Below are 16,431 nucleotides of genomic sequence, written 5' to 3'. Positions count from 1 at the left end.
CCACAGCGATGATAGGGACAGTGGAAAGCAAACAATGAACTATCTCTACCCTCTTCTAGCCGTGCTGATCTGGTCGGCCAATACCGTCGTCAGCAAACAATCGGCCGGCGTCATTGCGCCTACGGAAATCGGCTTCCTGCGCTGGGTGCTGGCAGTGCTGATCGTCACCCCGTTGCTGCTCCCGGCTGTGTGGCGTAACCGCGCCGCCGTTCGCCAGCATGCCTTGCAGATTCTGGTGCTGGGCCTTTTGGGCATGGTCATCTACCAAAGCTGCGCCTACTTTGCCGCAGGCTACACGACGGCCACACACATGGGCATCATCCTCACCCTCTCTCCCATGCTGGTGTTGGCCATCTGCGTAGGCCTGCTGGGCCAGCCGCTGACCATGGGCGGCGCGCTGGGCGCTGTTCTGGCCTTCGGCGGTGTGCTGCTGGTCGTCAGCGAGGGGCATCCCGGTCAGTTGCTGGAGCAAGGCCTGAACCGCGGCGACCTGCTGATGCTGCTGGCCTGTGCGGCCTATGCGGTCTACAACGTGCTGCTCAAACGCTGGCACATGCCTGCCATCAGCAGCTGGCAACTGCTGTACCTGCAGATGGTGGTGGCCATGGTTGCGCAACTGCCGATCTATCTGGCTTCGCCCAAGATTGGCATCAATGCACACAACTGGTACATGGTGGCCTATGCGGGCACCATGGCGTCCATCGTGGCGTCATGGATGTGGATGACGGCCGTGGTGCGCCTGGGGCCCAGCCGATCGATCATGTTCTTCAACCTGACACCGCTGTTCACAGCCTTGATTGCAGCCGCCTGGGCCAAGGAGCAACTGCAGACTTATCTATGGATTGGCGGCGCGCTCACCATCCTGGGCGTGGTACTCGCAGAGCGCTGGAAAACACCGGTGCGGCTGGCCCGGTCTGCCACCGCGCGCACTACATCAGGTTGAGGATGCTGTAGCTCATCAGCATGAGCAGGCAGACAACCGCCACCAGCATCAACCACGGCGCCCATCGCCGGGACCGCCACGAAAAACCCACCAGCAGCGCCACACAGCAGACAAAAAGCGCCACCATGGTTTGTTGAAATGTGAGCATGCCATTCCCCTCCTTCAGCAATCACATCATTGCATGTTAATCGGCAGTGCGGCAGATGGCCCTGACACAGGCCAACAGAGCATCAAGGAATATTGATATTCCATACGGAAACATGAACTCGTTCACAATGGTCTCCGGTTTTTCGTCTCACCGACTTGCGCAGGAGGTTCCATGAAGTTCGACAACATTTTGCAAACCATCGGCAACACGCCATCGATCCACATCAACCGCCTGTTTGGCACCAATGCGAATGTCTGGATCAAATCCGAGCGCAGCAATCCCGGCGGCTCCATCAAGGACCGCATTGCACTCGCCATGGTGGAAGACGCGGAAAAATCCGGTGCCCTCAAGCCCGGAGGCACCATCATCGAACCTACCAGCGGCAATACCGGCGTGGGCCTGGCCCTGGTGGCGGCCGTCAAGGGCTACAAACTGATCCTGGTGATGCCGGAAAGCATGTCCATCGAGCGCCGCCGCCTGATGCTGGCCTACGGCGCCACCTTTGACCTGACGCCCAAGGAAAAAGGCATGAAAGGGGCCATCGCACGCGCCGAAGAACTGGCTGCCAGCACCCCAGGCTCCTGGATTCCCCAGCAGTTCGAGAACCCCGCCAACGTTGCCGTGCACGAACGCACTACCGCGCAGGAGATCCTGGCGGACTTTCCCGATGGCCTCGACGCCATCATCACCGGCGTGGGCACCGGCGGCCACCTGTCGGGCGTTGCCCACGTGCTCAAGGCCAAGTTCCCCCAGCTGAAAGTATTTGCAGTGGAGCCAACTGCCTCCCCTGTCATCTCGGGCGGCGCTCCAGCCCCGCACCCGATCCAGGGCATCGGTGCGGGCTTCATTCCGCGCAACCTCGATACCAGTGTGCTGGACGGCGTCATCCAGGTCGACGCCGAACCCGCACGCGAATATGCCCGCCGCGCCGCACGCGAGGAAGGCCTGTTTGTCGGTATCTCGTCCGGCGCCACACTGGCAGCCATTGCGCAGAAGCTGCCGGAGCTGCCTGCTGGGGCCAAGGTGCTGGGCTTTGCGTATGACACCGGCGAGCGCTACCTGTCCGTGGAAGGCTTTCTGCCCGCCTGACATGCCCCCACCAGGCTCCGCATGAAAAAGCCGCTCTTGAGAGCGGCTTTTGGTTTTTTGAAGCAGGAAGCGGCTTACTTCGCAATTGCAACGCCGCCAGCGGCCGTCTCTTCCTCCACCGCCGCTTCCACTTGGCGTACACGCGACTTCTTGCGCCAGGCAGACCAGGTCACCGCCAGCAGCAGCAATGCGCTGATGCAGACGAAGGTGGCACTGATCGGCCGCTGCATGAAGATCAGCATGTCACCACGCGACAGCAGGAGTGCGCGGCGGAAATTCTCTTCCATCATCGGCCCCAGCACAAAGCCCAGCATGATGGGCGCCACCGAGAAATCGAGCACCATCAAAATGGCACCGATGATGCCGAAAGCCAGCACCTCCCAGATATGGAACAGGCTGTTCTGGGTGGTGAACACCCCAACCGCAATGAAGAACACGGCCGACGGGAACAGATACTTGTAAGGTACGGCCAGCATCTTCACCCACACACCGATCAACGGCACATTCAGGATCATCAGGATCACATTGCCAATCCAGAAGCTGGCAATCAGGCCCCAGAAGATATCCGGATGCTCGGTGATCAGTTGCGGGCCGGGCTGGATGCCCTGGATCAGCAGCGCGCCCAACAGCAGCGCCATCACGGCATCGCCCGGGATGCCCAGGCTCATCGTGGGGATGAAATCCACCTGCGTCTTCGAATGGGCCGACGCCTCGGGAGCCGCCACGCCTGCAATCATGCCCGTGCCGAATTGGTTCGGGTCCTTGGCCACTTTCTGCTCCAGCGCATAGGCGATGAAGGTGGTGATCGTGGGGCCCGTACCAGGCATGGCACCAAACAGCGTGCCCACTGCCGTGCCGCGCACCATGGGCCAGAAGGCCTCCTTCAGCTCTGCCATCGAAGGGCGCATGTCGCGGATGCGCATCTTGGTGTTGCTGGTGATCGCTTTCATCTTGTTCACGTTCAGCAGAAAGTCGGCAATGCCGAACAATCCCATGGCCACGGCCACCATCTCCAGGCCATCGCTGAGATCTGGAATATCGAACGCAAAGCGGAAAGTGCCGCTGTTCACGTCCGTGCCGACCACACCGCACAACAGGCCGAACAAGGTCATTGCCACGCCCTTGAGTGGAGAGCCGCGCGACATGGTCGAGCCAGCCAGCAGGCCCAGCAACATGATCGAGAACAGTTCTGCCGGGCCAAACTTGAAGGCAATCGTCGTCAGCAGCGGAGACGCGAAGATCATCACGATGATGCCGACCGACGCTGCAAAGAACGAGCAGATCATCGTGATGCCCAGCGCCGTTCCGCCCTTGCCTTTCTTGGTCATCGGGTAGCCGTCCAGGCAGGTCACCGCATGCGGCGGATGCGAAGGCAGGTTCAGCAGGATGGCACCAATGGCACCGCCGTACTGCGAACCATAGAAAATCCCCGCCAGCATCAGAATGGCCGGCACAGGATGCATGGTGTAGGTGAGTGGCAGCAGGATCGAGATGGCCGACAGCGCGCCCATGCCCGGCAGCACGCCGATCAGGTTACCCACCAGCACACCGAAGAAGGACCACATCAGGTTATGGCCCTGAAAGGCGATGCCAAAGCCGAACCAGAGGTCTTGCAGTGCTTGTCCCATGGCTTACATCCCCCACTTGAAGAGCGGCATCTGCACCTGCAGTGCCCACCAGAAGATCACCACGGCAACGATCATCATCGACATCGCCAGTACGAAGCTCGCCATCACGCTGTTGTTGCGGTCGCCCAGCGCACTGATGAAGACAATGGCGAAGGTTGCGGGCAACAGGCCCAGGTACTCTCCGCAGAAGTAAAACGCCACCGTGCCCAGGATGATGCAGGCCGCGCCGCGAAAATCCGGAATGTCGTGGTTATGGCCCACCAGGGCGGCCTCGCCTCCGCTCGGCTTCTTCTTGGCCGTGAGGGCAATCAGCACACCCGTCAGCGCCAGCAGAATACCCACCGCAAAGGGGAAGTAGCCAGGCCCCATGTGGTCCAGTGTGCCGATGTTATAGCTGCGTGCGGCGTAGGCTGCGCACCCGCCGACCAGCACCATCAAGGCACCGCCGTAGTAATCCTTGTTGTAGCTTTTTCCACCGGAGCTCATAGCAGCCCCCTGGCGGGCAAGCCCCGCAGTTGCGCCGCGTGGGGCGCAGACCATGCATGCAGCATCTTCGTCTCCTTTTTGTTGCAATTTCGTTGGAAAGTCTAGAAAACGAACCTTCCAAACTGCTGCCAAATGCGGAGCCGATCCCCAAAATACGTATATCTACGTAGAAATTGTCAGTTTCATGAAAGCTTGCCCATGACAGGCCGAGCCAGTGGCAAAAGCACGCAAACGCCGAGCCCGCGACCACCCTCGCCGTCGGCCAGCAACACATCACCATGCATGCGCCGCGCATAGGTGCGCGCAATGGCCAGTCCAAGGCCAGAGCCGGTCGTCTGCACACCTGCGGCACTGGACGGCAATCGCTCAAAGCGTGCAAACGCACGCTCACGGTCCGCAGCGGCAATTCCCGGGCCGTTGTCCTGCACCAGCACCCGCACCTGCTCGGCCTGCACCTGTACCAGCACACTGATCCGGCCGCCTGCCGGGGTATAGAGAATCGCGTTATGCACGATATTGGCCAGCAACTCGTACAAGGCATTGCCGCTGGCTGCGACAGGCGCCACTAGCCCAGGAGCGCCCTGTGGCGCATCGTCCGGGTCAAAATCTTCGCCGCGCGCATCGACAAAGCCCAGATCCTGCTGCTTTTCCAGCGCCAGCGGCAAATGCGCCAGCACCACCTCGCGGGCGACTGCATTGACATCGCAGTACTGCAGCTGCAGCGCCTCCTGCGCAGGCTGGCTGGCATTGGCCAGGGACAGCAGTTGCTCCGCAACCCGGCGGCTGCGCTGCAGTTGCTGCCGCATACTCAGCAGGCTGGTGCGAATGGCGGCGGGGTCGCTCTCACGCAACGCATAGCCAGCCTGTGTGGTCATGATGGCCAGCGGCGTGCGCAATTGGTGCGAGGCATCTGCCAGAAACTGGCGCTGCGCCTGCAAGGCCTCGCGCTGCTGGGCCAGGTGTTCGTTCATCGCGTCGACCAGCGGCCGCACCTCGGCAGGTACATGGCTCGTATCCAGCGGCTGCAGATCATCGCTGCCGCGCTCGCGGATGGTGCGGCGCAAGGCCCGCAGAGGGCGAAGCCCCCAGCCGATGCCAAACCACACGACGAGTACCAGCACCGCCAGGGTGCGCGCGTCACGCCACAGCGTCTCCCACAAAAGGTCTTGCAACACGCCGCTCACGCGCTTGGTGTCTTGCGCCGTCTGGATCAGCACACGCCACTCCTGGCCATTACGGTCATGCACCACCCGCAACAATGCTGCGACGCGCACCGGCTGGCCTCTGACATTGGCGTTGTAGAAGCGGCGGTCTCCATCGGCCCCGTGCGTGAAATCATGCGGAGGCGAGCCGCTGGTATCGGGGGGTGGCGGAAACGAAGCCGCTCCCATCAGCACGCGCTGACGGCTGCCGTCGGACGCCTGCATTGCCACGCGCAGATACTTGTGCTGGCCGTTGACGGCTTCGAACATCGAGATGATATGAAATGGTGCCGTAAGCGTGACAGCCCCCTCTTCGTCCCATCCCAGACTGTCGGCCAATGCCTGCGCGGGCTCCAGCAGGCTCTGGTCATAGGCCCTGTCAAGCTCGCGCCTGAGGCTGGCCGAATCACGCCAACTGTCGAATACAAACAGGGCGACCAGCACCGGCACCAGCACCCACAGCAGCCGCCAACGCAGCCCACGCCAGTTCATGGTGCAAGCGGGCCACTCAGCAGATTCTGGGTAGGCTCCAGCATATAGCCCAGCCCGCGCACCGTCACGATGTGCACATCGCTGCCCGCCAGTTTACGGCGCAGTCGGTGCAGCACCTGCTCAATGGCATCGGGGCCAACCGCGCTCTCCTGCGGAAATACCTTGGCCGCCAGCCGTGCCTTGCCCACAGGCGCGCCGATGCGCGCCACCAAGCCTTCCAGCGCCGCATGTTCGCGCGGCGTCAGGCTGAGCACGGCATTGGCCAACCAGAAAGTGCCATGGTTGCCGTCATACCGCAGCGATCCACATTCCACCTGTGGTTGCGCCCGGCCCTGGCTGCGCCGGTGCAACGCAGCAAGCCGCGCTTCCAGTTCGGCCAGTTCAAAGGGCTTGGTCAGATAGTCATCCGCACCACGGTGCAGGCCTTCCACGCGGTCTTGCACCGCTCCCTGGGCAGTCAACACCAGCACCGGCACACGGTTGCCACGGGCACGCACGGCAGACAGCCAGTCAAAGCCGTGCTGGTCTGGCAGTTGCAGATCCAGCACCACCACATCGAAGCTGCCATCCTGCAGCAGTGTGGTGGCCACCGCTGCATTGTGCGCATGCTCTACGCCAATATTGGACTGCCTGAGCGCCCGCCCCAGCCAGTTCGCCATTTCCAGCTCGTCTTCAATCAGCAGTATGCGCATGGTGGTGTTGTAGATTTCCGGGGAGATCGAATAACCACCGCATCATACGGCGGCGCCCACCCGCATCAATCCGCGATGGGCTCCGGCACCCCGGGAACAGGAACCGGCGGCGGCACGGGCTGCGGTGGCGGGTCTTGTATGGGCGGCTGGCCCGGGTGCTTCGGGTCTATGGTCATGATACGTACCTCGGCTGCATCGCAAAAGGGCTCCCCATTGTGCCCACAATACAGCGCTGCGCCCTGTCAGCCAGGAGCGCAGCCTGAAAACCTGCCATCCGTGCCCTGTGCGCTCTAGGTGCGAGCCAGCACGGGAGCCAACGCCTTGCCAGTGTGCGTACCAATCTGAACCAGATCTTCCGGAGTGCCCGTGGCCACAATGCGGCCACCGTCCTTGCCGCCTTCCGGGCCCAGGTCGATCACCCAGTCGGCTTCGGCGATCACATCCAGATCGTGTTCGATCACCACCACGCTGTGGCCGCCATCGACCAGGCGGTGCAGCACCTTGATGAGCTTGTCCACATCTGCCATGTGCAGACCGACGGTGGGTTCGTCCAGCACGTACAGCGTATGCGGCACCTTGTTGCCACGCCGGGTGATGTCGTCACGCACCTTGGTGAGCTCGGTCACCAGCTTGATGCGCTGGGCTTCGCCGCCGCTCAAGGTGGGCGAAGGCTGTCCCAGCGTCAGGTAGCCCAGGCCCACATCCTTGAGCAGTTGCAGCGGGTGCGCAATGCTCGGCATGCTGGCAAAAAACTCCACCGCCTCGTCAACTTCCATCTGCAGCACCTCGCCAATGCTCTTGCCCCGCCAGGTGACGGCCAGCGTCTCAGGGTTGAAGCGCGCGCCGTGGCAGATTTCACAAGGCACTTTCACATCGGGCAAAAAGCTCATCTCGATGGTGCGCATGCCTTGGCCTTCGCAGCCGGGGCAACGGCCTTCTCCGGTATTGAAGCTGAAGCGCCCGGCAGCATAGCCACGGGCCTTGGCCTCCAAGGTCTCGGCAAAGAGCTTGCGGATGGTGTCCCAAAAGCCGATGTAGGTCGCCGGGCAACTGCGCGGCGTCTTGCCGATCGGGGTCTGGTCCACTTCCAGGACACGGTCGATGCCTTCAAAGCCTTGCAGGCCCGTACAGCCTACCAGCGCTGGCGCCTTGCCGGCATCCATTTCATCGCGCCCGGCCTTGGTGGAGCGCTGGCCCACCCAGGCCGCCACATTGCTGAGAAGCACATCGCGCGCCAGTGTGGATTTGCCCGAACCCGATACGCCCGTAACCGCCACCAGCCGCTTGAGCGGCACGCGAACCTGGACGTTCTGCAAGTTGTGCAGCTTGGCGCCCAGCACCGTCAGCCAGTGCAGCGGCGCGGAATCATCCGCGCGCGCCGGTGCTGCCAGCGCTGCGTTGGCCTGTGCGCTGTCGGCAGCCAACGCGGCTGCAGCGTCCGCGGCCATCTGCTTTTTCGTGCGTTTTTTGGGCTTTGCGCCTGCTTCGCCTGCGCCTGCAGCCATCAAGGCAGGCGTTGCCTCTACCACCCCCGCCACCAGCCTGCGCGGCTGGAACGGATGCCGCATCGCATGCAGCAGATAGCGGCCGGTTTGCGAATCGGCTGCCGCCATCACATCGGCAGCAGAGCCTTGCGCCACCAGGTGGCCGCCGCGCTTGCCCGCGCTGGGCCCGATGTCGATGATGTGGTCAGCGCGCCGGATGGTGTCTTCGTCGTGCTCCACAACGACCAGCGTATTGCCCTTGTCACCCAGCTTGTGCAGGGCATTGAGCAGGATATGGTTGTCACGGGCGTGCAGGCCGATAGTGGGCTCATCGAGCACATAGCACACGCCTTGCAGATTGCTGCCCAGTTGCGCGGCCAGCCGGATGCGTTGCGCCTCGCCGCCGGAAAGCGTGGGTGCGCCACGGTCAAGCGTCAGGTAGCCCAGGCCGACTTCTTCCAGGAACGCCAGGCGGCTGTGGATTTCAGGCACCAGATCGCGCGCGATATCGCTTTCTCGCTGGGTCATGCGCCCTGCCGACTGCAGGCTCTCCACCCACAGGCGCACATCGGTCACCGACAGCTGCGCAATGTCGGCAATGGATTTGCCATGAAACAGCACTGCACGCGCTGTGGCATTGAGGCGCGTACCCTGGCAAGTGGGGCAGACGGTTTCGCCCACATCTTCGGCCTCGGGTTCTTCAAAGCTCTGCTCGCGGCCCCGGTTGTCTTCGGCCATGACTGAATCGTCATACACCTTGCGCTGCTCTTTGGTGAGTTTGACTCCGGTGCCCACGCAATCGGGGCACCAGCCATGCTTGCTGTTGTATGAGAACAGGCGCGGATCCAGCTCAGCGTAGCTTGTGGCGCACACCGGGCAGGCCCGCTTGGTGGAAAACACCTGTAGCTTACCAATCGCCGCTGTATCGCTACCGGCCTGCATGGCGGATTCGAGCGTATCGATGGCCGAGAGCACGTGCAGCACGCCCTTGCCAAGCTCCAGTGCAGCGGTGAGCTTTTCGCGCAGCAGCGCTTCGTTATCCGGCGTGACCTTGATGCTGGCCACCGGCAGCTCCACCGTATGCTCCTTGAAGCGGTCCAGCCGTGGAAAGCCCGTGGTCGGCAGGAACTGGCCGTCCACACGCAAATGCGTGTAGCCGCGTGGGCGCGCCCAATCCGCCAGCTCGGTATACACACCCTTGCGCGCCACCACCAGCGGCGCCAGCAGGCCAATGAGTTGACCGCGATACTGCGACATCAGCTGCGCGGCAATGCTTTCCGGGGTTTGCGGTTGCACGGCGGCACCGTCCTTGGTGCAATGCTGGATGCCGAGCTTGACATACAGAAGCCGCAGAAAATGCCAGACCTCGGTCGTCGTGCCCACCGTGGATTTACGTCCTCCGCGCGAGAGCCGCTGCTCGATGGCCACGGTCGGCGGAATGCCGTAGACCGCATCCACCTCGGGCCGCCCTGCGGGCTGCACGATGGAGCGCGCATAGGCGTTCAGCGACTCCAGATAGCGGCGCTGGCCTTCGTTGAACAGGATGTCGAAAGCCAGGGTGGATTTACCCGAGCCGGACACGCCCGTCACCACATTGAACTTGCCACGCGGAATATCGACAGAGAGGTGCTTGAGGTTGTGCTCCTTGGCGTTGACGATTTCGATGGCATTCTTGGCCGTCTGCGCGCCGCTGGCATGCATTTCCCGCTCTACTTTATAGAGCGCCTTGGCCTCCTGCACGCTGTGCGATTTCTCCAGCGCGGCGGCTGCGGTGCCGCCCGCCATGGCAATCTCGTAGTCGCGCAAGGCCTGCGCCGTGTGCGAGGTGCCGGATTTGCGCACCTCTTCGGGCGTGCCCTCGGCCACCACCAGGCCACCCTTGTCGCCCGCGTCCGGGCCCAGGTCAATCAGCCAGTCGCTGGCACGGATCACGTCCAGATTGTGTTCGATCACGATCAGCGAGTGGCCCGCCTCCAGCAGCTTGCGCAGTGCGCGCATCAGCTTGGCGATGTCTTCAAAGTGCAGACCCGTGGTGGGCTCATCGAACAGGAACAGCGTACCCTTCTTGGCCACCGGTTGCCTGGATTTGGATGCACTCTTCGCGGCTTCTGCCAGAAAACCGGCAAGTTTGAGGCGCTGTGCCTCACCGCCGCTGAGCGTAGGCACGGGCTGGCCGAGCTTCACATACTCCAGCCCCACATCCACAATCGGCTGCAGCGCACGGATCACGTCGCGGTCCTTGGCAAACAGGGTGGCAGCTTCGCTCACGGTCAGCTCCAGCACATCGGCCACGGTCATAAGTCGACCATCCCGCTCGATGCGCACCTCCAGAATCTCGGGCCGGTAGCGCTGGCCATTGCAATCGGGGCAGCGCAGGTACACGTCCGACAGGAACTGCATCTCCACATGTTCGAAACCCGAGCCGCCACACGTTGGGCAGCGCCCATCGCCACTGTTGAAGCTGAACTTGGATGCGGTGTAGCCGCGCTGCTGCGACAGGGGTGCCGTGGCAAACAGCTCGCGCATGGCGTCCCATGCGCCTACATAGCTGACGGAGTTGGAGCGCGCAGTCTTGCCAATGGGGGATTGGTCTACAAACACCACATCGGCCAGATGATCAGCACCAAGCAGGCGCTCATGCGCGCCAGCCGATTCGGTCGGCTTGCCAAAATGGCGCATCAACGCAGGCGCCAGCACGTCCTGGATCAGCGTGGACTTGCCCGAGCCTGACACTCCCGTCACGACGACCATGCGCTGCAGGGGAAAATCCACCGACACGTTCTGCAGGTTGTGCTCGGTCGCGCCTTCCAGAATCAGGCGCGGCGTGCTCTCGGTCACCATCCGCTTGGCACCCATGCCAACCTGCTTGCGGCCACCCAGGTAAGCGCCGGTCAAGGTATCGGCCCGGCGCAGCTCGGCGGTGGTGCCATCAAAAACAATCTGGCCGCCTTTTTCGCCAGGGCCCGGGCCCATGTCGATCATGCGGTCGGCGGCAAACATCACAGCGGGGTCGTGCTCGACCACCACCAAGGTGTTGCCCGCGTCGCGCAGGCGCCGCATGGCCACGGTAATGCGCTCCATGTCACGCGGGTGCAGCCCGATGGAAGGCTCATCAAGCACGAACAAGGTGTTGACCAGCGATGTGCCCAGCGCCGTCGTCAGGTTGATGCGCTGCACCTCGCCACCGCTGAGGGTACGGCTTTGGCGATCCAGCGTCAGGTAGCCGATGCCCACATCGCACAGGTATTTGAGGCGGTTGGTGATTTCTTCGTGCAATAGCTTCAGAGCTTGCGCATCACCATCATTGCTGCGACGAATGTCCATGCTCGCAAAGAAATCGCGCAGACGCTCGATGGGCAGCAGCATCAGGTCGTGCAGGCTCAGGCCCGGCAAATTCTCCAACTGCGCACGCGTCCAGCCCACACCGCGCGGCATGAAGCGCTTGGCGGGCGGCAAGGCAACATCGGCATCCTGCTTGCTGCCCACCCGCCACAGCAGGCTCTCCGTCTTGAGGCGGGCACCGCCGCAGGTGGGACATGGCGTATAGCTGCGGTATTTGGACAGCAAGACGCGGATATGCATCTTGTAGGCCTTGGTTTCCAGGTATTCGAAGTAGCGGCGGATACCGTACCACTGGCGGCTCCAGTTGCCTTCCTTGTAGCTCGCTTCGCCGTTGATGACCCAGTCCTTCTGCTCGGCCGTCATCTTGGCCCACGCAGTGTCGCGCGGTATTCCGTGCGCTTCGGCATGGCGCATCAGATCGTCCTGGATCTCCTTCCAGGCCGGGGTCTGGATCGGCTTGATGGCACCGGTGCGTAGCGTCAACTTTTCGTTCGGGATGACCAAACCCCAGTCCACACCAATCACCCGGCCAAATCCCCGGCAGGCCTCGCAGGCACCCACGGCGGAGTTGAACGAGAACATCGACGGGATCGGCTCGCGGTAGCGCAGACCGCTTTCCGGGCAATGCAGGCCGGAGGAAAACTTCCACAGCACGGGCTCCCGGGCTTCGGCCACCTCTTCGGCATCCGGCATCGTGTACACCGTCATCACGCCGCTGCCGCGCTTGAGCGCCACTTCAATGGCTTCGATCACCCGCGCCTTCTCTGCCTTGCTGATGCGGAACCGGTCGGCCACCACATCCAGCACCTTGACGCGCTCCGGCGCTGCGTCTCCCTTGCCAGCCTTGGCCACTTTGGTCTTGACGGCGCTTGCTTTCTTTTTGATAGCATCCTGCGCTTGGCTATTGTGTGCTGGAGCATCTATTTCACGCTCAGCCTGCACCTTCGTAAAACCGCTGGCGGACAACCACTGTTCCACTTGCTCGGCACTGGTATTGGCAGGCAGCTCGACCGGGAAGGTGATCACGATGCGCGGATCATCGGCCTGCGTGCGCGCCACCAGCTGTTCATAGATGCTCTCCGGCCTGTCATGCTGCACCGGTAGCGCGGTCTGCAGATCAAACAGATGGCCTGCACGCGCCACGAGCAACTTCAGGTGGTCGTTCAGCTCCGTCATCGTGCCCACAGTGGAGCGGGAGCTGCGCACGGGGTTGGTCTGGTCGATGGCAATGGCGGGGGGAACGCCCTCGACCTTGTCTACAGCGGGCTTGTCCATGCGGTCGAGAAACTGGCGCGCATAGGCACTGAAAGTCTCGACATAGCGGCGCTGGCCTTCGGCATACAGAGTGTCGAACACCAGGCTCGATTTGCCCGAGCCACTCGGGCCCGTCACCACCGTCAATTCACCCGTGCGAATGTCCAGATCCAGATTCTTGAGGTTGTGCTGACGCGCACCACGGATGCGAATATTTTCCTGTGCCATACCGATGATTTACCCAGTAATACGGAGCACAGCCTCCCACAAGCAACCCGACACCCGTGCTGGCCATCCACCTGAAAAAGCAGCGTGCAGCAACGCGGAGGCAGATCGGAATGCACGGCTGTACAAGACCAAAAAAGCCAAGAGCAACCATTCTAGGGAGTTCACCGGCACGCGCAGCAGACCTGTACCAAAGCCCTAAAAACCACTGTACATATTTACAGATTCAGAGAGTAATCCCCACTGAGCCACTGAACACCGGGACATAAAAAAACCCGCACTCCTGAGAATGCGGGTTTTTTGGGGATCGGCTTTCTGCCGCCCAGGCAACTTAGAAGTTGTGGCGCACGCCGACAGCGAAGGAGCTGAAATCGGCACCGGCAGTGCCGGTCATGTACGAAGCACCAGCCTTGTTGTTGACCTTGGTGTAGTAGCCATACACCTTGGTGCGCTTGCTCAGGTTGTAGTTGTAGCCCAGGGTGTACTGCAGCGCGGAGCTGTCTTCCACGTTCTTCATCTTGCCGGCCTTGCCCACGTTCAGGTGGAACTCGTTGTTGCCCAGCAGGTAGGCACCCGACAGGCGATATGCAGTGCGGGTACCGGTGTCGGCACCAAAGACCTGGTCAAAGCCCATGTTCTTGCTGCGCTGCACGTAGCCGCCCAGCAGGATGTTGGAGCCAATCTTGTAGAAGCCGCGGATCGCGAACTGCTGCGAGTTGTCGAGCTTGGTGTAGCCAGCGCCCAGTGCCAGAGGGCCGTTTTCATAGTTGGCGGCCACGTCGTACAGGTTCTTGTTGCCGAACTGCGCGTTCTTTTCGTACAGGCCCGTCGCCACTTCCACGTTGAAGCCGCCGAAGGTAGGCGTCTTGTACGCAACACCGTTGGAGATGTAGGAAGGCGACTTGCCGTCGTTCGACACATAGGCGTAGAAGGCATCAGCCGACGAACCCGTGTCGTGGTTGTGCATGCTGATGTAGTCGGCCGTAGCGAAGTACGAAGAAGGCGTCCAGTGGCCCAGACGGATCTGACCGAAGTTGCCCGACAGATTCACTTCGCTCTGACGGTTGAAGCTCATGCCGCCGCCCGAGTTGCCAGCGCCGGTATCCGAGGCAAAACCCGATTCCAGCACGAAGCCAGCCTTCAGGCCGCCACCCAGGTCTTCCGTGCCCATGAAACCGATACGCGACGAGTTGTTGTACAGACCCGTGGTCGTTTCGTCACCCGCCTTTTGGCGTTCCACTGTGGTGTTGATACGGCCATACACTTGTACGCTGCTTTGAGCCAGAGCGGCGGTGGAGCCGGCAATTGCCAGGCCTGCAATCATCAAACGGTTCAGGGTGCGCATAGAGTCCTCGGGAGATGGGTTATTGAATTTTTGTGCATCGCACAGGCGGCAACTGTAGATACAGATTGACGCATTGCTTTGCATAGCTTGCAAATTTTAGGCGGGAGGCCTGAGGAAGCCAGTGATTTGTCAGAGTGTTTTTGGAAGAGTGACGCGTTGCTACCACAGTTTGATGACATTCCTAGTATTAACCATTAGAAACGTCCTCAGCAAGGTGCCGCAATGAAAACAGCGCCCGAAGGCGCTGTTCTTGTATGCATCAGGAGGCACTTCTCGCGCCTTCCCAATACCGCCTGTTTGAAAGCAGATCAGTCGTCTGCGTAAATATCCACATCCTTGGTTTCGCGGATGAAGAGCGTTCCGATCACGAAGGTGATACCGGCAATGATGATCGGGTACCACAGCCCGTTGTACATATTGCCAGTCTGCGCCACGATGGCGAACGCCGTGGTAGGCAACAGCCCGCCAAACCAGCCATTGCCGATGTGATAGGGCAGCGACATGGAGGTGTAGCGGATGCGGGTCGGGAACATTTCCACCAGCATGGCTGCAATCGGCCCGTACACCATGGTTACCAGAATCACCAGGTAGGTCAGCAGCACCACCATCAGCACTTTGTTCATCTTGGCAGGGTCTGCCTTGGTGGGGTAGCCGTCCTTGGCCAGGGTTTCCGCCACGGCCTTCTTGAAAGCCGCGTCCTTGGCTTTCAGCTCATCGCCTGGGAGGCCCGCTGCGCTGTAGCTCGGAATCACATCGTTGCCGATCTTGATGACCGCAGCCGTGCCAGCAGGCGCCGCTTCGGTTTCATAGCTCACCGAGTTGGCAGCCAGCAACTGCTTGGCCACGTCGCAGGAGCTGGTGAACTTGGAGGTGCCTGTGGGGTTGAACTGGAAGGAGCATTCGGCCGGATTGGCCACCACCACCACCTTGTTCCTCGCCTGCGCCGCTGCCAGATCCGGATTGGCCGCTTCGGTCAGCATCTTGAACACGGGGAAATAGGTCAGCACCGCCAGCAGACAGCCAGCCATGATGATGGGCTTGCGGCCGATCCTGTCGGACAGCGAACCAAAGATCACGAAGAACGGCGTAGCGATCAGCAGGGCCACGGCAATCATCAGATTGGCGGTCACTGCATCCACCTTCAGTTGCTGCGTCAGGAAGAACAGCGAGTAGAACTGACCGGAGTACCAAACCACCGCCTGGCCAGCAGTCAGCCCCACCAACGCCAGGATCACGATCTTCAGGTTCTTCCACTGGCCAAAGGATTCCTTCAGAGGTGCCTTGGAGGTCTTGCCTTCCGCCTTCATGCGCTGGAACGCGGGCGACTCCGACAAGGTCATGCGAATCCACACCGACACACCCAGCAGGACGATCGACACCAGGAACGGAATGCGCCAGCCCCAGTCATTGAAGGCAGGCTCGCCCATTGCAGTGCGTGTGCCCAGAATCACCAGCAGCGACATGAACAGGCCCAGCGTTGCCGTGGTCTGAATCCATGAGGTGTAGGCGCCCCGTTTGCCATGCGGCGCATGCTCGGCCACATAGGTTGCCGCGCCGCCATACTCGCCACCCAATGCCAGACCTTGCAGCATGCGCAGCACGATCAGGATGATGGGAGCGGCTACGCCAATGCTGGCGTAGTTGGGCAGGATACCGACGATGAAGGTCGAGGCGCCCATCAGCAGGATGGTGACCAGAAAGGTGTACTTGCGACCGATCATGTCCCCCAGGCGGCCAAACACCAGCGCGCCGAACGGCCGCACGATAAAGCCTGCGGCGAATGCCAGCAGCGCAAAAATGAAGGCAGAAGTAGGATCGAGCCCCGAAAAGAACTGCTTGGCGATGATGGCCGCCAGTGAACCGTAGAGATAGAAGTCGTACCACTCAAAAACGGTACCGAGTGACGAGGCGAAGATGACCTTGCGCTCTTCCTTCGTCATCGGCCGTGCTGCTGCACTGGTTGCCATAGATGTCTCCTGAATTTTTCTGTCGCTAGGGTGGACAACGCAACGGGGCATCGCCCGAGATGCACTATCCGGACGATTGCTGACTAACTCCTTACAAAAACATCTCACACCCAGTTACAAACATTCTTTTTTCA

The 16,431-nt window shown here is 61.4% G+C and carries 10 protein-coding genes; 2 read left to right on the top strand and 8 right to left on the bottom strand.

Going from position 1 to position 16,431, the window contains the following annotated elements; all coding sequences use genetic code 11:
* The first annotated feature begins 34 nt into the window (after positions 1–34).
* Positions 35–943 carry a DMT family transporter gene (locus tag LAD35_RS03005; RefSeq protein ID WP_224151245.1) on the top strand — a complete coding sequence of 303 codons (909 nt, stop codon included), beginning with the start codon at positions 35–37 and terminating at the stop codon, positions 941–943.
* Here LAD35_RS03005 and LAD35_RS03000 read toward each other — a convergent pair.
* On the bottom strand, positions 930–1,091 hold the full coding sequence (locus LAD35_RS03000; RefSeq protein WP_184706371.1) for a hypothetical protein: 162 nt from the start codon (positions 1,089–1,091) through the stop codon (positions 930–932). The genes LAD35_RS03005 and LAD35_RS03000 overlap by 14 nt on opposite strands.
* A gap of 171 nt (positions 1,092–1,262) precedes the next feature.
* Between LAD35_RS03000 and cysK the strand changes: the two genes are divergently transcribed.
* Positions 1,263–2,180: a cysteine synthase A gene (gene cysK, locus LAD35_RS02995; protein WP_224151244.1), complete on the top strand. Its 918-nt coding sequence runs from the start codon at positions 1,263–1,265 to the stop codon at positions 2,178–2,180.
* A gap of 74 nt (positions 2,181–2,254) precedes the next feature.
* On the opposite strand, the gene LAD35_RS02990 is transcribed toward cysK, so the two are convergent.
* From LAD35_RS02990 to LAD35_RS02960, 7 genes are all read right to left on the bottom strand, one after another.
* Positions 2,255–3,808, bottom strand: a complete 1,554-nt coding sequence (locus LAD35_RS02990) for a tripartite tricarboxylate transporter permease (RefSeq protein ID WP_224151243.1) — start codon at positions 3,806–3,808, stop codon at positions 2,255–2,257.
* A gap of 3 nt (positions 3,809–3,811) precedes the next feature.
* Complete coding sequence (locus LAD35_RS02985) at positions 3,812–4,294, bottom strand: tripartite tricarboxylate transporter TctB family protein (RefSeq protein ID WP_224151242.1); 483 nt, start codon at positions 4,292–4,294, stop codon at positions 3,812–3,814.
* Positions 4,295–4,476: 182 nt separating this feature from the next.
* Positions 4,477–5,988, bottom strand: coding sequence for a sensor histidine kinase (locus LAD35_RS02980; RefSeq protein ID WP_224151241.1), 1,512 nt, complete (start codon positions 5,986–5,988; stop codon positions 4,477–4,479).
* Positions 5,985–6,680 (bottom strand): response regulator, encoded by a 696-nt coding sequence (locus tag LAD35_RS02975; protein ID WP_224151240.1) that lies wholly within the window; start codon positions 6,678–6,680, stop codon positions 5,985–5,987. The genes LAD35_RS02980 and LAD35_RS02975 overlap by 4 nt, the downstream gene beginning before the upstream one ends.
* Before the next feature lie 290 nt (positions 6,681–6,970).
* Positions 6,971–12,988: an excinuclease ABC subunit UvrA gene (gene uvrA / locus LAD35_RS02970; RefSeq protein ID WP_224151239.1), complete on the bottom strand. Its 6,018-nt coding sequence runs from the start codon at positions 12,986–12,988 to the stop codon at positions 6,971–6,973.
* A gap of 328 nt (positions 12,989–13,316) precedes the next feature.
* Positions 13,317–14,330, bottom strand: coding sequence for a porin (locus LAD35_RS02965; protein WP_224151238.1), 1,014 nt, complete (start codon positions 14,328–14,330; stop codon positions 13,317–13,319).
* Between the two features lie 308 nt (positions 14,331–14,638).
* Positions 14,639–16,297: an MFS transporter gene (locus LAD35_RS02960; RefSeq protein ID WP_224151237.1), complete on the bottom strand. Its 1,659-nt coding sequence runs from the start codon at positions 16,295–16,297 to the stop codon at positions 14,639–14,641.
* Positions 16,298–16,431 lie beyond the last annotated feature (134 nt).

The sequence above is a fragment of the Comamonas odontotermitis genome (genome assembly GCF_020080045.1).
GTDB lineage: Bacteria > Pseudomonadota > Gammaproteobacteria > Burkholderiales > Burkholderiaceae_C > Comamonas > Comamonas odontotermitis.
The sequence above is the reverse complement of the archived record's forward strand: the minus strand, read 5'-3'. Positions and strand labels throughout refer to the sequence as shown.